The 19,765-nt window shown below is 56.1% G+C and carries 18 protein-coding genes; 10 read left to right on the top strand and 8 right to left on the bottom strand.

Annotated elements, in window-relative coordinates; all coding sequences use genetic code 11:
* Nucleotides 1–33: 33 nt before the first annotated feature.
* Together HV157_RS14445 and fdhD are read right to left on the bottom strand one after the other, a co-directional pair.
* On the bottom strand, nucleotides 34–246 hold the full coding sequence (locus HV157_RS14445) for a DUF1471 domain-containing protein (protein WP_008501827.1): 213 nt from the start codon (nucleotides 244–246) through the stop codon (nucleotides 34–36).
* A gap of 114 nt (nucleotides 247–360) precedes the next feature.
* Complete coding sequence (gene fdhD / locus HV157_RS14440) at nucleotides 361–1,197, bottom strand: formate dehydrogenase accessory sulfurtransferase FdhD (RefSeq protein WP_182269160.1); 837 nt, start codon at nucleotides 1,195–1,197, stop codon at nucleotides 361–363.
* 383 nt (nucleotides 1,198–1,580) lie between these two features.
* On the opposite strand from fdhD, the gene fdnG reads away from it, so the two are divergent.
* From fdnG to HV157_RS14415, 5 genes are all read left to right on the top strand, one after another.
* Nucleotides 1,581–4,631: a formate dehydrogenase-N subunit alpha gene (gene fdnG / locus HV157_RS14435; protein ID WP_088202997.1), complete on the top strand. Its 3,051-nt coding sequence runs from the start codon at nucleotides 1,581–1,583 to the stop codon at nucleotides 4,629–4,631.
* 12 nt (nucleotides 4,632–4,643) lie between these two features.
* Entirely contained in the window at nucleotides 4,644–5,546 is a 903-nt protein-coding gene (fdxH, locus tag HV157_RS14430) for a formate dehydrogenase subunit beta (protein WP_014172231.1), read from the top strand.
* The gene (gene fdoI / locus HV157_RS14425; RefSeq protein ID WP_113657036.1) at nucleotides 5,543–6,178 is read left to right on the top strand and encodes a formate dehydrogenase cytochrome b556 subunit; all 636 of its coding nucleotides are present in this window, start codon (nucleotides 5,543–5,545) and stop codon (nucleotides 6,176–6,178) included. The genes fdxH and fdoI overlap by 4 nt, the downstream gene beginning before the upstream one ends.
* Nucleotides 6,175–7,104 (top strand): formate dehydrogenase accessory protein FdhE, encoded by a 930-nt coding sequence (fdhE, locus tag HV157_RS14420; protein ID WP_182269159.1) that lies wholly within the window; start codon nucleotides 6,175–6,177, stop codon nucleotides 7,102–7,104. The genes fdoI and fdhE overlap by 4 nt, the downstream gene beginning before the upstream one ends.
* A gap of 265 nt (nucleotides 7,105–7,369) precedes the next feature.
* On the top strand, nucleotides 7,370–8,284 hold the full coding sequence (locus tag HV157_RS14415; protein ID WP_113657038.1) for an alpha/beta hydrolase: 915 nt from the start codon (nucleotides 7,370–7,372) through the stop codon (nucleotides 8,282–8,284).
* 28 nt (nucleotides 8,285–8,312) lie between these two features.
* Here HV157_RS14415 and fabY read toward each other — a convergent pair whose 3' ends face one another.
* The 6 genes from fabY to HV157_RS14385 all read right to left on the bottom strand — a co-directional run bounded on the left by fabY (nucleotide 8,313) and on the right by HV157_RS14385 (nucleotide 13,061).
* Nucleotides 8,313–9,254 carry a fatty acid biosynthesis protein FabY gene (fabY, locus tag HV157_RS14410; protein ID WP_020883976.1) on the bottom strand — a complete coding sequence of 314 codons (942 nt, stop codon included), beginning with the start codon at nucleotides 9,252–9,254 and terminating at the stop codon, nucleotides 8,313–8,315.
* A 44-nt stretch (nucleotides 9,255–9,298) separates the two neighbouring features.
* Entirely contained in the window at nucleotides 9,299–9,736 is a 438-nt protein-coding gene (gene dtd, locus HV157_RS14405; protein WP_020883977.1) for a D-aminoacyl-tRNA deacylase, read from the bottom strand.
* The gene (locus HV157_RS14400; protein WP_182269158.1) at nucleotides 9,733–10,614 is read right to left on the bottom strand and encodes a virulence factor BrkB family protein; all 882 of its coding nucleotides are present in this window, start codon (nucleotides 10,612–10,614) and stop codon (nucleotides 9,733–9,735) included. Before HV157_RS14400 ends, dtd begins: the two co-directional genes overlap by 4 nt.
* Nucleotides 10,608–11,207: a glucose-1-phosphatase gene (gene yihX / locus HV157_RS14395; RefSeq protein ID WP_014172238.1), complete on the bottom strand. Its 600-nt coding sequence runs from the start codon at nucleotides 11,205–11,207 to the stop codon at nucleotides 10,608–10,610. Before yihX ends, HV157_RS14400 begins: the two co-directional genes overlap by 7 nt.
* 122 nt (nucleotides 11,208–11,329) lie before the next feature.
* On the bottom strand, nucleotides 11,330–12,130 hold the full coding sequence (locus HV157_RS14390) for a DeoR/GlpR family DNA-binding transcription regulator (RefSeq protein WP_032679260.1): 801 nt from the start codon (nucleotides 12,128–12,130) through the stop codon (nucleotides 11,330–11,332).
* 34 nt (nucleotides 12,131–12,164) lie between these two features.
* Nucleotides 12,165–13,061, bottom strand: a complete 897-nt coding sequence (locus HV157_RS14385; protein WP_182269157.1) for a sugar kinase — start codon at nucleotides 13,059–13,061, stop codon at nucleotides 12,165–12,167.
* A 155-nt stretch (nucleotides 13,062–13,216) separates the two neighbouring features.
* Here HV157_RS14385 and yihU point away from each other — a divergent pair, with 155 nt between their 5' ends.
* From yihU to HV157_RS14360, 5 genes are read left to right on the top strand one after another with little or no spacing between them, the layout of a single operon-like run.
* Nucleotides 13,217–14,107: a sulfolactaldehyde 3-reductase gene (gene yihU, locus HV157_RS14380; protein WP_014172241.1), complete on the top strand. Its 891-nt coding sequence runs from the start codon at nucleotides 13,217–13,219 to the stop codon at nucleotides 14,105–14,107.
* A 17-nt stretch (nucleotides 14,108–14,124) separates the two neighbouring features.
* Nucleotides 14,125–15,000, top strand: a complete 876-nt coding sequence (yihT, locus tag HV157_RS14375) for a sulfofructosephosphate aldolase (RefSeq protein ID WP_182269156.1) — start codon at nucleotides 14,125–14,127, stop codon at nucleotides 14,998–15,000.
* A gap of 14 nt (nucleotides 15,001–15,014) precedes the next feature.
* Nucleotides 15,015–16,256 carry a sulfoquinovose isomerase gene (gene yihS / locus HV157_RS14370; protein WP_014172243.1) on the top strand — a complete coding sequence of 414 codons (1,242 nt, stop codon included), beginning with the start codon at nucleotides 15,015–15,017 and terminating at the stop codon, nucleotides 16,254–16,256.
* Between the two features lie 16 nt (nucleotides 16,257–16,272).
* Complete coding sequence (locus HV157_RS14365) at nucleotides 16,273–18,297, top strand: alpha-glucosidase (RefSeq protein ID WP_182269155.1); 2,025 nt, start codon at nucleotides 16,273–16,275, stop codon at nucleotides 18,295–18,297.
* Nucleotides 18,298–18,342: 45 nt separating this feature from the next.
* Complete coding sequence (locus HV157_RS14360) at nucleotides 18,343–19,725, top strand: MFS transporter (RefSeq protein WP_020883982.1); 1,383 nt, start codon at nucleotides 18,343–18,345, stop codon at nucleotides 19,723–19,725.
* Nucleotides 19,726–19,765: the final 40 nt, after the last annotated feature.

Here is a 19,765-nt window from a genome sequence, read left to right as displayed (position 1 = left end):
GCCCCGGGGGCGCTCTTTCGACGGTGTGGCAGCTTATTTGTTCAGTTCAGCGGTCATGTGTACGCGGTTACCCGTAAACGCCTGGGTAATTTTGTAAGATGACGCGCCCGCTTCCTGAGCCTGTGCAGCGATTTTCGCTTCTGCGCCATCAATGGTAGAGGCGGTTGCGGTCACAGTCTGTGCAGCGAAAGAACCGAAAGATGTAGCCAGAGCGATTACTGCGACAAAAGTTTTGATGCTTTTCATGATATAAACCCTTTCAATTAGTCGTTTGTTTAAGGCACCGTGCCTTGATGAGATAAATAGTAGACCTCATCATGAACAACTAAAAGCGGAAGGATTTGCTATTCTTTTTCAAATTTACTGATTAACCATTAAACGCTGCGGATGGGTATAAATCGTCGCCCTTCCCGGCTTACAGAACCCCACCAGCGTCAGGTTACAGCGCTCCGCCACTTCTACCGCCAGCGTGGTCGCGGCCGATACGGCAAAAAGGATTTCAACACCGCACATCGCCGACTTTTGCACCATCTCGTAGCTGGCGCGGCTGGAGACCAGTGCCGCCCCCTGCTGCCAGAGGTCGCTTTCACGCGCCCGGCGGCCCATCAGTTTATCCAGCGCCACATGGCGGCCGACATCCTCGTGCCCCCCGGCAATATCGCCCGATGGCAGAACCCATGCCGCCGCATGCGTGCATCCGCTCAGCTGGCCGACAGGTTGCACGTCATTCAGATGTTCAAGGGCATGATCGAGATGGGCCAGATTGAAGGTCTGGGTAAACGGCAGAGGTGCGACAGGCTTACCGATATCATTGAGCTGCTCTACCCCGCAAACCCCGCATCCGGTACGCCCGGCCAGCGCGCGTCGCCGCTCTTTGAGCCCCATAAACCGGCGGCTTGAGAGTTCGATTTGCACTTCAAGGCCGTTGCAGGCCTTCACCACATCCATGCCGTAAATTTCTTGCGGGTGCTCAATGATGCCTTCCGAGAGGGAAAAGCCAATCGCGAACAGCTCCAGATCTTTCGGCGAGGCCATCATCACCACATGGGAAATACCGTTGTAAACCAGAGCAACGGGCACTTCCTCCGCCAGAAAATCAGGCGTGGTGTGGGTAATGTGGGGCGGTCTGTGTACCGACAGTTCCACGATACCGGCAGGCAGTGGCGACGAGTGGGTAACACGGTTTTGTTTAGACACAGCGGTATTCCTGAACAACCACGGAGGTGAGCCTGCTATTGCATCACAAACCGCAGGCCATACGCATAGTATGGATCAACTTTTCAGCACCCATCCTCATCAAGTTTACCTACTCATTTGGGAGAGGCGCAACCGAGGCGGTGATACAGCCCTTTAACATGCCGGGGCAATAATGTGACTCATGTCACACTTTATAATCAACACAGTGATAATACGTTCACTTTGTATTAACGCCATTGGAACAGGCGTACCGACATTGTGGTATTCTGATGATATCCCTCGTAGAACTGAGGGATTAACGCAAATTTTTCTCCTTTGCGGTCACCGTTCAACCGCGAAGTCAAAACTACATATGTAAGCAATGTCGAAACAAGGAGTGACCCATGCAGGTCAGCAGAAGGCAGTTCTTTAAGATCTGCGCTGGCGGTATGGCAGGCACCACGGCGGCGGCACTGGGTTTTGCACCCGGTGTAGCGCTGGCGGAGACGCGGCAATATAAACTGCTGCGCACCCGTGAAACCCGTAATACCTGTACGTACTGCTCTGTCGGTTGCGGGCTGTTGATGTATAGCCTCGGCGACGGTGCTAAAAACGCCAAAGCGTCTATCTTCCATATCGAAGGTGACCCGGACCATCCGGTCAACCGCGGCGCGCTGTGCCCGAAAGGTGCCGGCCTGGTTGACTTTATCCACTCCGAAAGCCGCCTGAAATTCCCTGAATATCGTGCGCCAGGTTCCGATAAATGGCAGCAAATCAGCTGGGAAGACGCATTTGACCGCATCGCTAAACTGATTAAAGAAGACCGCGATGCCAACTTTATTGCGAAGAATGCTGAAGGCGTCACCGTCAACCGCTGGCTCTCCACCGGGATGCTGTGTGCGTCTGCTTCCAGTAACGAAACCGGCTATTTAACCCAGAAATTTACGCGTGCACTCGGTATGCTCGCGGTCGACAACCAGGCGCGTGTCTGACACGGACCAACGGTAGCAAGTCTTGCTCCAACATTTGGTCGCGGTGCGATGACCAACCACTGGGTCGACATCAAGAACGCCAACCTTATTGTGGTGATGGGCGGTAACGCCGCTGAAGCGCACCCTGTCGGGTTCCGCTGGGCGATGGAAGCCAAAATCCACAACGGTGCGAAACTGATTGTGATCGATCCCCGCTTTACGCGTACTGCGTCAGTGGCGGATTTCTACACCCCTATTCGTTCAGGTACTGACATCACTTTCCTGTCAGGCGTATTGCTGTACCTGATGACCAACGAAAAATATAACCGCGAATACACTGAAGCCTATACCAACGCCAGCCTGATCGTGCGTGAGGATTACCACTTCGAAGATGGACTGTTCAGCGGTTATGACGCCGAAAAACGCAAATACGACAAGACCAGCTGGAACTATGAGCTGGACGAAAAAGGCTTTGCGAAGCGTGATACGACGCTGCAGCATCCGCGCTGCGTGTGGAACCTGCTGAAAGAGCATGTTTCCCGCTACACGCCGGACGTTGTCGAAAACATCTGTGGTACGCCGAAGGAAGACTTCCTGAAGGTGTGCGAGCTTATCGCCGAAACCAGCGCGAAAGACAAAACGGCGTCGTTCCTCTACGCACTCGGCTGGACCCAACACTCTGTCGGCGCGCAGAACATCCGTACCATGGCGATGGTTCAGCTGCTGCTCGGCAACATGGGGATGGCAGGTGGCGGCGTGAACGCCCTGCGTGGTCACTCCAACATTCAGGGTCTGACCGACCTTGGTCTGCTGTCTCAAAGCCTGCCAGGTTACATGAACCTGCCAAGCGAAAAACAGACCGACCTGCAAACCTACCTCACAGCCAGCACGCCTAAACCGCTGCTCGAAGGTCAGGTGAACTACTGGGGCAACTATCCGAAGTTCTTCGTCTCGATGATGAAAGCCTTCTTCGGTGACAAAGCGACAGCAGAAAACAGCTGGGGCTTTGACTGGCTGCCGAAGTGGGACAAAGGTTACGACGTTCTGCAGTACTTCGAGATGATGCATCAGGGCAAGGTGAATGGCTATCTGTGCCAGGGCTTTAACCCGGTCGCCTCATTCCCGAACAAGAACAAGGTGGTTGAATCGCTGTCGAAACTGAAGTTCCTGGTGACGATTGACCCACTCAACACCGAGACGTCGACCTTCTGGCAGAATCACGGTGAGTCGAATGATGTTGACCCATCGAAGATTCAGACTGAAGTGTTCCGTCTGCCTTCTACCTGCTTCGCGGAAGAGAACGGTTCCATCGTGAACTCTGGCCGCTGGCTGCAGTGGCACTGGAAAGGTGCGGACGCCCCTGGCATCGCCATGAACGACGGCGAGATCCTGGCCGGTATCTTCTTACGCCTGCGTAAGATGTATGCGGCAGAAGGTGGTGCGAACCCGGAACCGGTGCTGAACATGACCTGGAACTACTCGACGCCGGAAAACCCAGCGCCGGAAGAAGTGGCGATGGAGAGCAACGGTAAAGCGCTGGCAGATGTTATCGACCCGGCCACCGGGACGGTGCTGGCGAAGAAAGGCGATCAGCTCAGTACCTTCGCGCACCTGCGTGATGACGGCACGACCGCCAGTGGCTGCTGGATCTTTGCCGGTAGCTGGACGCCGAAAGGTAACCAGATGGCCAACCGCGATAATGCTGACCCGTCAGGCCTCGGCAATACGCTGGGCTGGGCCTGGGCATGGCCGCTGAACCGCCGCATTCTCTACAACCGTGCTTCCGCTGACCCGCAGGGTAATCCGTGGGATCCGAAGCGTCAGTTGCTGAAATGGGACGGCGCGAAATGGGGCGGTGTGGATATTCCGGACTACAGTACTGCCCCTCCAGGCAGCGATGTCGGACCGTTTATCATGCAGCCTGAAGGGATGGGACGCCTGTTTGCTATCGATAAGATGGCGGAAGGGCCATTCCCGGAACACTACGAGCCGTTTGAGACGCCGCTGGGCACCAACCCGCTGCACCCGAACGTGGTCTCTAACCCGGCAGCCCGCATCTTTAAAGGCGATTTCGACGCGCTGGGTAAAAAAGACAAGTTCCCGTATGTGGGCACCACTTACCGTCTGACCGAACACTTCCACTACTGGACCAAGCACGCGCTGCTTAACGCTATCGCGCAGCCGGAACAGTTTGTGGAGATCGGCGAGAAGCTGGCGAACAAGCTCGGCATTGCCCATGGCGATACCGTGAAGGTCTCTTCTAACCGTGGCTACATCAAGGCCAAGGCGGTGGTGACCAAGCGTATTCGCACGCTGAACGTTCACGGTCAGCAGGTGGATACCATCGGTATTCCGATTCACTGGGGTTATGAGGGCGTGGCGAAGAAAGGGTTCATTGCGAACACCCTGACGCCGTTCGTCGGTGATGCGAACACGCAGACGCCGGAGTTTAAGGCCTTCCTCGTGAACGTGGAAAAGGTGTAACGGAGACGACTTATGGCTTATCAATCTCAAGACATTATCCGTCGTTCCGCGACTAACGGTTTCACGCCCGCGCCTCAGGCGCGGGACCACCAGCAGGAAGTGGCGAAGCTTATCGACGTGACCACCTGTATCGGCTGTAAAGCCTGCCAGGTGGCCTGTTCTGAGTGGAACGACCTCCGTGATGAAGTGGGTCACAACGTCGGGGTGTACGACAACCCGGCTGACCTGACCGCCAAGTCCTGGACGGTGATGCGTTTCTCGGAAGTGGAACAGAACGACAAACTGGAATGGCTTATCCGCAAAGACGGCTGTATGCACTGTGCGGATCCGGGCTGCCTGAAGGCATGTCCGTCAGAAGGGGCTATCATTCAGTATGCTAACGGTATCGTCGACTTCCAGTCCGAACAGTGCATTGGCTGCGGCTACTGCATAGCGGGCTGCCCGTTCGATGTCCCTCGCATGAACCCGGAAGACAACCGCGTCTACAAATGCACGCTGTGCGTAGACCGCGTAAACGTCGGCCAGGAGCCTGCGTGCGTGAAAACCTGTCCGACGGGCGCTATCCACTTTGGTTCCAAAGAGGATATGAAAACGCTGGCGGCTGAACGCGTGGGCGAACTGAAAACCCGTGGCTACGACAACGCAGGCCTGTACGATCCGGCCGGCGTGGGCGGCACGCACGTGATGTATGTGCTGCACCACGCAGACAAGCCGAATCTGTATCACGGCCTGCCGGAGAACCCGGAAATCAGCGCGACCGTGAAGTTCTGGAAAGGCATCTGGAAACCGCTGGCAGCGGTGGGTTTTGCTGCCACCTTCGCAGCGAGCATCTTCCACTATGTCGGTGTTGGTCCGAACCGCGCGGAAGAGGAAGACGACAACCTGCATGAAGAGAAAGACGAGGTGCGCAAATGAAAAAACGTGACACCATCGTGCGCTATACCGCGCCGGAACGCATCAACCACTGGGTCACCGCCTTCTGCTTCATGCTGGCGGCGATAAGCGGGCTGGGGTTCTTCTTCCCCTCCTTCAACTGGCTGATGCAGATCATGGGGACACCACAGCTGGCGCGTATACTGCACCCGTTTGTTGGCGTCATCATGTTCGCGTCGTTCATCATCATGTTTTTCCGATACTGGCACCATAACCTAATCAATCGGGATGATATCTTTTGGGCGAAGAATATTCGTAAGATCGTCGTCAACGAGGAAGTGGGTGATACCGGGCGTTATAACTTCGGCCAGAAGTGCGTATTCTGGGCGGCGATTATCTTCCTGGTCCTGTTGCTGGTGAGCGGCGTGATCATCTGGCGTCCGTATTTTGCGCCTGCTTTCTCAATCCCGGTGATCCGATTCGCGCTGATGATGCATTCATTTGCCGCAGTGGCGTTAATTGTGGTTATCATGGTGCATATTTACGCCGCCCTTTGGGTGAAAGGCACCATTACCGCGATGGTGGAAGGCTGGGTAACCAGTACGTGGGCGAAGAAACATCACCCGCGCTGGTACCGAGAGGTCCGCCAGAAACAGGAAAAGTCATCTGAATGAGTATTCGCATAATCCCGCAAGATGAGCTGGGTTCGAGCGAGAAACGCACGGCGGAATATATTCCGCCGTTGTTATTCCCCAGACTCAAGAACCTCTATAACCGCCGCGCAGAGCGTCTGCGCGAGCTGGCAGAGAACAACCCACTGGGCGATTTTCTGCGTTTTGCCGCGCTGGTTGCCCATGCGCAGGAAGTGGTGCTGTACGACCACCCGCTGCAAATTGACCTGACCGCGCGCATCAAAGAGGCCAGCGAGCAGGGTAAGCCTCCGCTGGATATCCACGTTCTGCCGCGCGATAAGCACTGGCATACGCTGCTGCACTCCCTGATTGCCGAGCTGAAACCCGAGATGAGCGGTACCGCGCTGGCGGTCATTGAGAATCTGGAAAAAGCCTCCGATCAGGAGCTGGAAGAGATGGCGAGCGCGCTGTTTGCGTCCGATTTCTCCCTGGTCAGCAGCGATAAAGCGCCGTTCATCTGGGCGGCGTTGTCGCTTTACTGGGCGCAAATGGCCAGCCTGATCCCGGGTAAAGCCCGCGCCGAATACGGCGAAGCGCGTCAATTCTGCCCGGTATGCGGCTCAATGCCGGTGTCCAGCATGGTGCAGATCGGTACCACTCAAGGGTTGCGTTATCTGCACTGCAACCTGTGTGAAACCGAGTGGCACGTGGTGCGCATTAAATGCAGCAACTGCGAGCAGACGCGCGATCTCAACTACTGGTCGCTGGAAAATGAAGACGCGGCGGTCAAAGCTGAAAGCTGCGGTGGCTGCGGTACCTACCTGAAGATCCTTTATCAGGAAAAAGACCCGAAAGTCGAAGCCGTCGCCGACGATCTCGCCTCGCTGATTCTGGACGCCAAAATGGAGCAAGAGGGCTTTGCCCGCAGCTCTATTAACCCGTTCCTGTTCCCGGGTGAAGGGGAATAATCCCCACTCACAGTGCCGGGCAACGTTGGTTTGCCCGGCCTGTATCTGGTTGACTGCAACATCCTCACCTTCCTCTCGCATATCTTCCAGCATCACTGTGCAGGCAAACTACACGTGCGTTATTCAGGACTAAAGCCAAATTTAACATCCATGCTTACTTTTGCGAGCCGCTTTCCAGAATCGTTTTCAGCCTCATTTTCCCTGTTTCACTCGACAACAAACTGAGTTATAACACTGTATATTCATACAGATTAAAGGGACCCACATGGCACTCGAAAAAGGGATTGATACGCTGGTTCAGGCGTTCATCGCAGCAGGACGCCCTTCTGCGCGTAGCCAAAGTATTGATGACCGGAGAGCAGGCTATATTGCCAGCACGGCGCTTGCCGGTGAGACAGAAACGCGCGTTGACGTAGAGACGCTGAACCTCGAAGGCATCACATTTCGCGTCTTCTCTCCGCCAGATGCTGCTGAAAAGCTGCCGACCGTTATCTACTACCACGGGGGATGCTTTATCAGCGGCGGCTTCGATACTCACGATAATCAACTGCGCCAGTTAGCGTTTTATGGCAACTGCCGCGTCATTGCGATCCAGTACAGATTTGCTCCTGAACATACCTACCCTGCCGCCCATGATGATGCAGAAAGAGGCGCACATCTGATCTGGCAATACGCGGATATGTTTGGCGTGGATAAAAACCGTATCACCCTGTGCGGGGACAGCGCGGGAGGCCATCTGGCACTGGTGACTGCCCTGCGGCTCACGTCTTCCGGACTCTGGCAGCCTGCGCAGCTCATTCTTATCTACCCGATGCTGGATGCCACGGCCTCTTTTGAAAGCTATACCCGTAACGGCGCGGATTACGTCATCACCCGCGATACGCTGCTGAGCGGATATGAGCGCTATCTGGCCAACACGGAACGCCAGCATCCTGAAGCGAGCCCGCTCTGGCGAAAGGATTTTAGCGGCCTGCCTCCCGTGCACATCATTACTGCCGAGTTTGATCCGCTTTGCGACGAAGGTGAGGCGCTATATCAGCGCCTGACTGAGCAAGGCGTCACGTGTACGGCTCAGCGGTGGCTGGGGGTTATCCATGGATTTTTCCAGCTTGGCGGGGTCAGCCCGTCTGCGCGCGATCTTCTGAGGGATATTGCCAGACGGATCGGCGCGGGGAATTAGCCCGGCAATCATGCCGGGACGCCGGAGCCTACTCTTCTTCGTTTCCACCCTCTTCAAACGCGCCAAACGGCTTCGCAGGAAGAACGATGTAGGTACCTTCAAAGACGGCACCCGGCGTTTCATCGCCGAACAGCTCAACGCGCATCTGTACGCGCGCTTTACGCCCGCGCGCCAGGCGGTCGAGATCGCCCCCAAGTGCGCCCAAATCGGCAACGGCGCTCGGCTTACCACTGATCGGCGCGCTGTAACGAATATGGGCATCGGCCAGAATAATGGTGCCGCCAAGATGGCGTTCGCGGAGCATCAGCCAGATTAGCCCCCAGCCGGTCAGCGTGGCGAGTGAAAACAGGCTGCCGGCAAACAGGGTGTGATGGGGGTTCTGATTGCCGATTTCCGGCATGGTGGTAATGAATTTTTGCCCGGTGTACTGCTGAATACGCACGCCCATTTTTTCACTCAGGGGAATGTGCTGATACCAGGCCTGCTGGAGCTGCCCACACCAGTCGGCGCGATGGAGAATATCATCCAGCGTAGCGATGGGTTTGATCATCAAAAAGTGACGAATCGGCGTGGTTTGCGGGGCGGTGATTTCCCCCTGGTTAACAAAACCGAGTTTGGCGAAGAATTCGACGGCGTCTTCGCGGGCGCTACAGGTGACGCGCTTAACCCCTTCCTGACGGGCGACGGACTCAAGGGTCATCGCCATCAAGGTGCCAAGGCCTTTATCCTGCACGGAAGGATGAACCGCCATAAAGCGGATTGAAGCTTCGTTATCGGCATTGATGTACAAACGCCCGACGGCGACGAGGTTACCCTCTTCGTCCATCACCATCTGGTGATGAGCCATCGCATCCCAGGCGTCGCGCTCAGACCCTTTTGGCTGATGTAATGGCTTGCGTAACATTTCCCAGCGGAACTGGTAATAGGCTTCTAACTCTTCTTCCGTTTGCGGTACTCGAAGGTGATACATAGCTGTACTCTCTCTTGTTACCCGCGGCCACGCCGCCAGTTGGCTCATACCTGAAGCCAGAATGTGACGGGGCCATCGTTCACCAGCGATACCTGCATATCTGCAGCGAATCGTCCGGTTTGCGTATTCATGTCCTGTTGACGACAACGCGCCACAAAGTACTCGTAAAGGGCTTCTGCACGATCCGGTGCGGCACCTTTAGAGAAACCCGGGCGCATGCCGCGCTCGGTATCGGCCGCCAGCGTAAACTGGGAGACCACCAGCACGCTGCCACCCGCCTGCTGAACGTTCAGGTTCATCTTACCTTCCGCATCGCTGAAAATGCGGTAGCCCAGCACGCGCTCGCACAAGCGGTTGGCTTTCTGTTCGTCATCATCCTTTTCGACACCTAACAACACTAAAAGTCCTGGGCCAATTTCACCCGTCACCTCTCCCTCCACGGTGACGCTGGCACGGGTTACGCGCTGTATCAATGCAATCATGGTTGGTCTGCTTCTTGTTGTTTTTCAGCTTCTGCTGCTTTTTTAAGTTCGCGGTATACGCCGAGAGTGACAGTTATTTCGGCACCAAGCAAGACGATACACCAGGTCCAGTAGACCCAGACAAATAAAATGGGGATCACCGCCAGCACGCCGTAAATCAGCTGATAAGACGGGAACATGGTGATGTAAAGGGCAAACCCTTTTTTGCCCAGTTCAAAGAGCAATGCCGCGACCAGCGCGCCCACGACCGCATCGCGGTTAGGCACGCGCGTGGTCGGTACCACGCTGTAAAGCAGCCAGAAAGAGAGCCACGATAAAATCAGCGGGAAGATACGCAACAGGTTATCGATAACGCCGTTGAGATCGCTGGCCCAGCTCAGCGAAAGCAGATACGAACTGATAGCCAGACTCGCACCGGCCAGCAAGGGCCCCAGCGTTAAGATCATCCAGTACACCGCAAAGGAATAAACCTTGGGCCGCGCCTTTTTACTCCGCCAGATGGCATTCAGCGCGTTATCTATGGCGTACATCAATAACAGCGCCGTGACGATCAGGCCACACGCCCCGACCGCCGTCATTTTGCTGGAGTTAGCGACAAACTGTTCAATGTAGTTCTGTATGACGTCCCCGGTGGCGGGAATAAAATTCGCAAAGACAAAGTGGCGAAGCTGCAGGCTGACATCTGCAAACATTGGAAAAGCGGAAAATAGCGCAAAAATGACGGCCACCAGCGGCACAAGCGAGAGCAGTGACACGTAGGCGAGGTTACCCGCCAGCGTGGTCATGTTGTCCTCATCAATGCGATGCCAGAGCAGTTTCAGCCACGCCCTGAGCGGACGAGTATGATGCGTGGCTTTTTGATGAACGGTTTTTAGCATAACTGCTTCGCAAAATAGTTTGGTATCGTCTCCTTTCCGGTCACCAGAATTGACGTGATACCCAACTGGTTAGCTCCCTCTATATTATCGGCATTGTCGTCGAAAAAGACCGCATCGGCCGCGGTGAATCCTTCCGCCTGCAGAACCGCCTGATAGATACGCGCTTCGGGTTTACGCATCCCCATCTCCTGGGAGAGGTAGATTTTATCGGCCGCCGCCTGCACCTCAGGATACTCGTCAGGCCAGAACGTGGTATGCAGACGGTTAGTATTCGACAGCACCACAACCCGATGCCCCTGCTCGCGGAGTTTATGCATAATGGCGATCACGTCAGGGCGGATCGCGACGAACACTGCCTGCCAGCCATGGGAAAACTGCTCGTAACTTAACGGCACATCCATTTCATGACACAGACGTTCAGCAAATTCTTCATCGCTAATTTCGCCGCGCTCGTGCTGATGGAAGGTCTCGCCCATGGCGAAACTCTGCTTTAACGTCGCCAGCGGGACACGGCTAAAGTCGCTCCATGCGCCCAGCACCCGATTAAAATCGATATCGACGATTACATTTCCTAAGTCAAAGATATAAAGCATTTTTTATCTCCTGCTCGCCGTGGAAAAGTAACTGTAGCGGGAAAGATAAGGTTTGGCTATGCGCCAGATTCAGCTTACAGAAAGGAAAGGCCCGAGCCTGAATATCGGGCCATTAAGAAGGGTTAGCCTGCCTGCTGTTCGTCGCCTGAATTCACCTCAACGACTTCAACCTTGCTGGATTTGAGATGATTGTGCAGCGCAGATCCCGGTAGCTCATCGGTGAAGAGCGCGGTTGCCTGCGACACGTTACCAATTTCAACGGCAGCAGAGGCGTGGTATTTCGTATGATCGGCCGCCAGTAAAATATGTCGCGCGTGGGCCATCATGGTTTTCACCACGCTGGCTTCATTAACGTCAAACTCCATCATCGCGCCGTCGTGTTCAATTGCTCCGACGCTGGTCACCAGGTAATCGGCACGGAAGCCTGACACGAACGCCGTCGCTGCAGGCCCGATAATGCCTCCGTTATGCGGACGCAGCGTACCGCCAGGCACCATCACTTCAAAGCGCGGGTTCTTATACAGAATATGCGCCACCCGCAGGCTGTTGGTGATGATGCGCAGATGATTATGGTTGAGCAGCGCCCGGGCAACGTGCTCCACCGTCGTCCCGATAGTAATGAAGATGGTTGAACCATCGGGAATGTAGTCGGCAATCGCTTCGGCAATGGCCCGCTTCTCTTCGGTCAAGGAGACTTCACGTTGCTCAAACGCGGTGTTCACCACGCTGGATGCCCTGCCCGCGCCGCCATGATGACGCGTGATCAGCCCCTGCTCACTCAGCTTGCGGATATCCCGGCGCACGGTTTGCGTTGAGACGTCCAGCAGTTGCGCCAGTTCATCAATGTTCATATAGCCGCGGTCAGCAATCAACGTAAGCAGTTGATCGTGCCGCGGGTTGCCGGTCAGTTCGGTAAGGCTCATGGGCTGTCCTCTGAAAACCATCACGCCCCGCATTTTATACAAAAAGTGACAAAAAAGAGCGGGTTTGATCACAGTCAGGTATACCCGCCCGTCCGCCGGGCCGGGTACATTTCAGTGCCGCAACCGCGCTCGCGAAACGTACCGCGTCTGGTGACGCCCCCTGCTGCGCCAGACTCACCGCCAGCGCGCCGTGAAAGACATCTCCTGCACCTGTGGTATCCACCACGTCGACCGCAAATCCCGGCTGATGACGAAGCGCGCCCTGCTCCAGCCAGTAACACCCTTCACGCCCTTGCGTGACGTAGACATGTCCATTTGTGAGCGTTTGTGCTTTTCTCAGCGCGTTTTCCGTGTCGTCCAGCTGGCTTAAACGCCGCAAACCCGGCGCGGAGAAGGCCGCGTGATCGCTTAAGGCGACCAGTTCAGCAATGTCCTGCGGGGTGACATCGGCATCAAGCAGCGTGCTGACGCCCTGCTGGCGGGCAAGGGTGAACGCCTGTTTAGCCCCTTCGTGCCAGCGCACGTCGGCTAATACGATATCCCATTGCGAAAAATCGATATCCTGCAACCATGCCGCTGTAGTCGGGAGATCGGGGCTGGGGTAGTTAGCAATAACACGCTCCCCGTGACCATCCACCAGCACGGCCGATTGCGATGAACGGGCTCCTTTCACCATCCGCGTATAGCGCGTGTTTACCCCCAGGGACTCCATCTCCGCGAGCAGTCTTCTGCCGGTATCGTCATCACCCACCCGGCCAATAAAGTCCACCTCAGCCCCCAGTTTCGCTGCCGCCACCGCCGCAGTCGCCGCAGGACCGCCGCCCACCTCCGTATAGTCTTTTGCGACATATTTGCCACCTTCTTTCGGTAAATCATCGAGATACCAGATGCGATCCAGCACGGTAATGCCGACACAAACGATGCGAGTCATGGTGATTCCTTCTGCGTTTTCTGATGCTCTCATTTTAATTTCACGAAATGTTTAAAAAGTGACCCCTGTCAATTTTTTGACTATAAATTACAAATACGATCAAAAACAGACAACACAAACGCTCAATAATTGACACGATGTGACAGGAGAGAAGCATGTCAGCAATTGCCTTTATCGGGTTAGGACAGATGGGTGCGCCCATGGCAACGAATCTGCTTAAACAGGGCCACCAGCTTCACGTTTTTGATGTAAACCCGCAGGCGATACAGGCTCTGGTGGCGCGTGGAGCCCGGGCTGCAGCCACGCCTGCACAGGCAGTAAAGGAAGCCGAATTTGTCATCACCATGCTGCCAAACGGAGACCTGGTTCGCACAGTATTGTTTGGTGAGCAGGGCGTCTGCGAAGGGTTATCCCGCGAAGCGCTGGTCATTGATATGTCCACCATTCACCCGCTACAGACCGATGCCCTGATCCGCGACATGGCTGAACGTGGTTTCAGCATGATGGATGTGCCTGTCGGACGCACATCGGACCATGCCGTCGCCGGAACATTACTCCTTCTGGCTGGCGGCAGCGCGCAGCAGGTTGAACGAGCCACGCCGGTGTTGATGGCGATGGGCAATGAACTGATAAACGCAGGTGGGCCAGGCATGGGCATCCGCGTGAAGCTTATTAACAACTACATGAGCATTGCCCTGAACGCGCTGTCCGCTGAAGCCGCCGTGCTGTGTGAAGCCCTCGGCCTCTCTTTCGATGTGGCGCTCAGCGTCATGAGCGGTACGCCAGCAGGCAAAGGCCACTTCACCACCTCATGGCCTAACAAGGTGCTCAAAGGCGATCTTACACCGGCCTTTATGATCGACCTCGCGCATAAAGATCTGGGGATCGCGCTGGACGTGGCAAACCAGCTCCACGTCCCGATGCCGCTGGGCGCCGCCTCCCGTGAAGTCTACAACCAGGCGCGGGCCGCCGGACGCGGGCGCGAAGACTGGACAGCCATTCTTGAACAGGTTCGCGCATCCGCCGGGCTGAAAAAAACACACTGATACGAAAGGACTGAGGAATGACGATGTACACCCTGAAAGATATCACCCGACCTTCCGGCGGTTTTGCGATGCTGGCTGTTGACCAGCGCGAAGCAATGCGCCTGATGTTTGCTGCGGCTGGCGCACCGGTGCCGGTCACCGATCGGCATCTCACCGACTTTAAGGTCAACGCGGCCAAGATTCTGTCGCCGTATGCCTCCGCCATTCTTGTCGATCAGCAGTTTTGCTACCAGCAGATCGTTGAGCAACAGGCCGTTGCCAAAAGCTGCGCGATGATTGTGTCAGCAGACGAATTTATTCCGGGGAACGGGATCCCCGTTGACAGCGTCGTCATCGATAAAAACGTTGATGCTCAGGCGGTCAGGCGCGATGGCGGCAAAGCACTGAAGCTACTGGTGCTGTGGCGTAGCGACGAAGATCCACAGCAGCGTCTGGAGATGGTGAAGGCGTTCAATCAGCTGTGCCATAACAATGGACTGCTCAGCATTATTGAGCCGGTAGTCCGCCCGCCGCGTCGCGGCGCGACGTTTAATCGTGAACAGGCCATTATCGACGCGGCAAAAGAGCTGGGAGACAGCGGAGCTGATCTCTACAAAGTGGAGATGCCCCTGTTCGGCAAAGGCTCTCAGCAGGAATTGCTGACAGCCTCGCAAAAACTGAACGAGAACATCGCCATGCCGTGGGTGATCCTCTCATCCGGCGTGGACGATAAGTTGTTCCCAAGGGCGGTGAGTGTTGCGATGCAGGCGGGTGCATCCGGCTTTTTAGCTGGCCGCGCCGTCTGGTCATCAGTGATTGGCCTGCCGGACACGGAACTGATGCTCCGTGATATTTCTGTGCCGAAACTGCAGCGTTTGGGTGAGATCGTCGACGAAATGATGGCTCGCCGTTAAGAAAGGACCCGAACATGAAATGGTTTAACACCCTGAGCCATAACCGCTGGCTTGAACAAGAGACTGACCGCATTCTCGATTTCGGTAAAAACGCCGCCGTGCCGACCGGTTTTGGCTGGCTGGGCAATAACGGTCAGGTGCGCAGCGATATGGGCACGCATCTGTGGATCACCGCCCGTATGCTGCACGTTTATGCCGTGGCGGCAAACATGGGGCGTCCCGGCGCATATGCCCTGGTGGAGCATGGCATCAACGCCCTGAATGGTCCGCTGCGTGACCCGCAATATGGCGGCTGGTACGCCTGTATTAACGATGAAGGCGTTATGGATGCCTCCAAGCAGGGCTATCAGCACTTCTTTGTTTTGCTGGGCGCGGCCAGCGCCGTCACCACCGGCCATCCACAGGCTCGCAAGTTACTGGACGATGCCATCGAGGTGATTGAGCGTTATTTCTGGAGCGAACAGGAACAGATGTGCCTGGAATCCTGGGATGAGGCCTTCAGCAAAACCGAAGAGTACCGTGGCGGCAACGCCAATATGCACGCTGTCGAAGCCTTCCTGATTGTGTATGACGTGACGCATGACCGTAAATGGCTCGACCGCGCCCTGCGCATTGCCTCGGTGATCATTCACGACGTGGCACGCAAGGGCGAGTACCGGGTTAATGAGCATTTCGATACGCAGTGGAACCCCATCCGCGATTACAACATTGATAACCCCGCTCACCGTTTTCGCGCCTACGGCGGTACGCCAGGCCACTGGATCGAGTGGGGCCGCCTGATGCTGCACCTGCGCGCTGCGCTGGAAGCGCGTTTTGAAACACCCCCCGCATGGCTGCTGGAAGATGCAAAAGGGTTGTTCCACGCCACAATCCGCGACGCCTGGGCACCCGATGGTGCCGACGGTTTTGTCTATTCCGTTGGCTGGGATGGTAAACCCATCGTTCGCGAGCGCGTGCGCTGGCCGATTGTCGAAGCGATGGGAACGGCCTATGCGCTCTATACCGTCACCGGCGAGGCGCAGTACGAAGCCTGGTATCAGAAATGGTGGGATTACTGCATCAAATACCTGATCGACTACGAGAACGGTTCATGGTGGCAGGAGCTGGATATCCATAACGAAGTGACCACCAAAGTCTGGGACGGCAAGCAGGATATTTATCATCTGCTGCATTGCCTGGTGATCCCTCGCTTACCGCTGGCGCCAGGGTTAGCCCCGGCCGTTGCCGCCGGATTACTGGATAGCCAGGCCAAATAATAAAAACGGAGATCTTATGCGTACCCTACACAATATTATTCTTAAAAGCAGTGAACATGGTTTCACCCTGAGCTGGCAGGATCGTCTGATTCTGTCCCACACCGCCGACACCCCGTGCCTGTGGATCGGCGCAGGTGAAGCCGATATCGAGATGTTTCGCGGCAACTTCAGCATCAAAGACAAACTCAACGAAAAAATTGCCCTGACCGAGGCCACCGTCGCGCCGCAAAATGCGGGCTGGGCGATTCGCTTTACCCGGGGTGACGCCGTCAGCGCCACGCTACTGGTGGGTGTGGATGCCGAAGGACGCCTGGAGCTGAAACTCAAAAATGATGCCTCCAGCCATAACCGCATCTGGCTGCGGCTGGCGGCCCAGCCCGAGGATCATATCTATGGTTGCGGAGAGCAGTTCTCCTACTTCGACCTGCGCGGCAAGCCGTTCCCGTTGTGGACCAGCGAGCAGGGCGTGGGCCGTAATAAGCAGACCTACGTCACCTGGCAGGCAGACTGCAAAGAGAACGCGGGCGGCGATTACTACTGGACCTTCTTCCCGCAACCCACCTTTGTGAGTACCCAGAAGTACTACTGCCACGTGGATAACAGCTGTTATATGAATTTCGACTTCAGCGCGCCGGGGTTCCACGAGCTGGCCTTCTGGGAAGATAACGCCACGCTGCGCTTCGAATGTGCGCAAACGTATGCCGATCTGCTGGAAAAACTGACCGGGTTACTGGGCCGTCAGCCCGAACTGCCGGACTGGGTTTACGACGGGGTAACGCTGGGCGTTCAGGGCGGCACCGACGTGTGCCAGCAAAAGCTCGACACCATGCGCAACGGCGGTGTGAAGGTGAACGGTATCTGGGCGCAGGACTGGTCCGGCATCCGGATGACCTCCTTTGGCAAACGCGTGATGTGGAACTGGAAGTGGAACAGCGATCTGTATCCGCAGCTGGATACACGTATCCCGCAGTGGAAGCAGGAGGGCGTGCAGTTCCTCTCCTATATCAACCCTTACGTGGCCAGCGACAGAGACCTCTGTGAAGAGGCGGCGAAACGCGGTTATCTGACCAAAAACGCCGACGGTCAGGACTATCACGTCGAGTTCGGCGAGTTCTACGCGGGCGTTATCGACCTGACGAATCCGGAAGCCTACGACTGGTACAAAGAGGTCATCAAAAAGAACCTGATAGCGCTGGGCTGTGGCGGCTGGATGGCTGATTTTGGTGAATATTTGCCGACTGATACCTTCCTGCACAACGGCGTGAGCGCGGAAATCATGCATAACGCCTGGCCTGCGCTATGGGCGAAATGTAACTACGAGGCGCTGGAAGAGACCGGCAAGCTCGGCGAGATCCTGTTCTTTATGCGCGCGGGTTATACCGGCAGCCAGAAACACTCGGTGATGATGTGGGCCGGCGATCAGAACGTCGACTGGAGTCTGGACGACGGTCTGGCGTCAGTGGTTCCTGCGGCACTCTCACTGGCAATGACCGGGCACGGGCTGCATCACAGCGACATCGGCGGTTATACCACGCTGTTTGAGATGAAACGCAGCAAAGAGCTGCTGCTGCGCTGGTGCGACTTCAGCGCCTTCACACCGATGATGCGTACCCACGAGGGCAACCGCCCTGGCGATAACTGGCAGTTTGATGGCGACGGCGAAACCATCGCCCACTTTGCGCGTATGACGACCGTCTTCACTACCCTGAAGCCCTACATCAAAGCCGCCGTTGCGCAGAATGCGAAAAGCGGCCTGCCGGTGATGCGCCCGCTGTTCCTGCATTACGAAAACGATGCGCGCAGCTACACGCTGAAATACCAGTATCTGTTTGGCCGCGATCTGCTGGTGGCACCGGTCCATGAAGAAGGCCGTCGTGACTGGACGCTCTATTTGCCTGAGGACACCTGGGTGAATGCCTGGACGGGTGAAACGCATGAGGGCGGTGACATCACCGTTGACGCTCCGCTCGGCAAACCGCCGGTGTTTTATCGCCAGCAAAGCGAATGGGCAGACCTGTTTAGCACCTTACGTCATATCTGATAAGGCTCGCCCGCAGGGAAACCTGCGGGCAGATGGAGAACAATAATGCGTCAACACGCTTCCGATCCGGCAACGCTACGCCTGCCGTTTAAAGAGAAACTCGCCTACGGGATGGGCGATCTCGGCTCTAACATCCTTCTGGATATCGGCACGTTGTATCTGCTGAAGTTCTACACCGACGTTCTTGGCCTGCCTGGTACCTACGGCGGAATCATCTTCCTGATTGCCAAGTTCTTCACCGCCTTCACCGATATGGGCACGGGTATCATGCTCGATTCCCGACGCAAGATCGGTCCTAAGGGAAAATTCCGCCCGTTCGTGCTGTATGCGGCGTTCCCGGTGACATTACTGGCCATCGCAAACTTTGTCGGCACGCCGTTTGAAATCACCGGCAAAACGGTGATGGCGACCGTGCTGTTCATGCTTTACGGCCTGTTCTTCAGCATGATGAACTGCTCCTACGGTGCGATGGTGCCGGCCATTACCAAAAACCCGGACGAGCGCGCTTCGCTGGCCGCCTGGCGTCAGGGTGGCGCCACGCTTGGCCTGCTGCTCTGTACCGTCGGGTTTGTGCCGGTAATGAACCTGATTGAAGGCAATGACCAGCTTGGGTATATCTTTGCCGCGACCCTCTTCTCGCTGTTCGGGCTGTTCTTTATGTGGTGGTGCTATAAGGGCGTGACCGAGCGTTACGTTGAGATGCAGCCCGCCAATCCAGCCCAGAAGCCCGGCCTGCTGCAGTCGTTTCGCGCCATCGCCGGTAACCGACCGCTGTTTATTCTCTGCATCGCCAACCTGTGCACGCTGGGGGCCTTTAACGTTAAGCTCGCCATTCAGGTTTATTACACGCAGTACGTGCTGAACGACCCTATTCTGTTGTCCTACATGGGATTTTTCAGCATGGGCTGCATTTTTATCGGCGTCTTTATGATGCCCGGCGCGGTGCGTCGCTTCGGCAAGAAAAAGGTCTATATCAGCGGGCTGCTGATTTGGGTGGCAGGCGACCTGCTCAACTACTTCTTTGGCGGTGGTTCGGTGAGCTTTGTGGCGTTCTCCTGTCTGGCCTTCTTCGGCTCAGCCTTCGTGAACAGCCTCAACTGGGCGCTGGTGTCCGATACCGTGGAGTACGGCGAGTGGCGCACCGGCGTGCGATCCGAAGGGACGGTCTATACCGGCTTTACCTTCTTCCGGAAGGTCTCACAGGCGCTGGCCGGCTTCTTCCCCGGCATCATGCTCACGCAAATCGGCTATGTGCCAAACGTGGTGCAATCCGCCGGAACGGTTGAAGGGCTGCGGCAGCTGATATTTATCTACCCCAGTCTGCTGGCCGTCATCACCATCGTGGCGATGGGCTGTTTCTACAACCTCAACGAGAAGATGTATGTGCGCATCGTGGAAGAAATTGAACTGCGCAAACGTACAGCATAACTGACTTGAGAGAGCGCCCTGCGGGGCGCTGTGAGGATCG

Origin of the sequence: Enterobacter sp. RHBSTW-00318 (assembly GCF_014101375.1) — a bacterium.
In the GTDB taxonomy this organism is placed as follows: Bacteria; Pseudomonadota; Gammaproteobacteria; order Enterobacterales; family Enterobacteriaceae; genus Enterobacter; species Enterobacter ludwigii.
The sequence above is the reverse complement of the archived record's forward strand: the minus strand, read 5'-3'. Positions and strand labels throughout refer to the sequence as shown.

Bases quoted from the DNA above. Each gene is read 5' to 3' on its own strand.
- HV157_RS14445 (WP_008501827.1), bottom strand. From the start codon at position 246: ATGAAAAGCATCAAAACTTTTGTCGCAGTAATCGCTCTGGCTACATCT.
- fdxH (WP_014172231.1), top strand. From the start codon at position 4,644: ATGGCTTATCAATCTCAAGACATTATCCGTCGTTCCGCGACTAACGGT.
- fdoI (WP_113657036.1), top strand. From the start codon at position 5,543: ATGAAAAAACGTGACACCATCGTGCGCTATACCGCGCCGGAACGCATC.
- fdhE (WP_182269159.1), top strand. From the start codon at position 6,175: ATGAGTATTCGCATAATCCCGCAAGATGAGCTGGGTTCGAGCGAGAAA.
- HV157_RS14415 (WP_113657038.1), top strand. From the start codon at position 7,370: ATGGCACTCGAAAAAGGGATTGATACGCTGGTTCAGGCGTTCATCGCA.
- fabY (WP_020883976.1), bottom strand. From the start codon at position 9,254: ATGTATCACCTTCGAGTACCGCAAACGGAAGAAGAGTTAGAAGCCTAT.
- dtd (WP_020883977.1), bottom strand. From the start codon at position 9,736: ATGATTGCATTGATACAGCGCGTAACCCGTGCCAGCGTCACCGTGGAG.
- HV157_RS14400 (WP_182269158.1), bottom strand. From the start codon at position 10,614: ATGCTAAAAACCGTTCATCAAAAAGCCACGCATCATACTCGTCCGCTC.
- yihX (WP_014172238.1), bottom strand. From the start codon at position 11,207: ATGCTTTATATCTTTGACTTAGGAAATGTAATCGTCGATATCGATTTT.
- HV157_RS14390 (WP_032679260.1), bottom strand. From the start codon at position 12,130: ATGAGCCTTACCGAACTGACCGGCAACCCGCGGCACGATCAACTGCTT.
- HV157_RS14385 (WP_182269157.1), bottom strand. From the start codon at position 13,061: ATGACTCGCATCGTTTGTGTCGGCATTACCGTGCTGGATCGCATCTGG.
- yihU (WP_014172241.1), top strand. From the start codon at position 13,217: ATGTCAGCAATTGCCTTTATCGGGTTAGGACAGATGGGTGCGCCCATG.
- yihT (WP_182269156.1), top strand. From the start codon at position 14,125: ATGACGATGTACACCCTGAAAGATATCACCCGACCTTCCGGCGGTTTT.
- yihS (WP_014172243.1), top strand. From the start codon at position 15,015: ATGAAATGGTTTAACACCCTGAGCCATAACCGCTGGCTTGAACAAGAG.
- HV157_RS14365 (WP_182269155.1), top strand. From the start codon at position 16,273: ATGCGTACCCTACACAATATTATTCTTAAAAGCAGTGAACATGGTTTC.
- HV157_RS14360 (WP_020883982.1), top strand. From the start codon at position 18,343: ATGCGTCAACACGCTTCCGATCCGGCAACGCTACGCCTGCCGTTTAAA.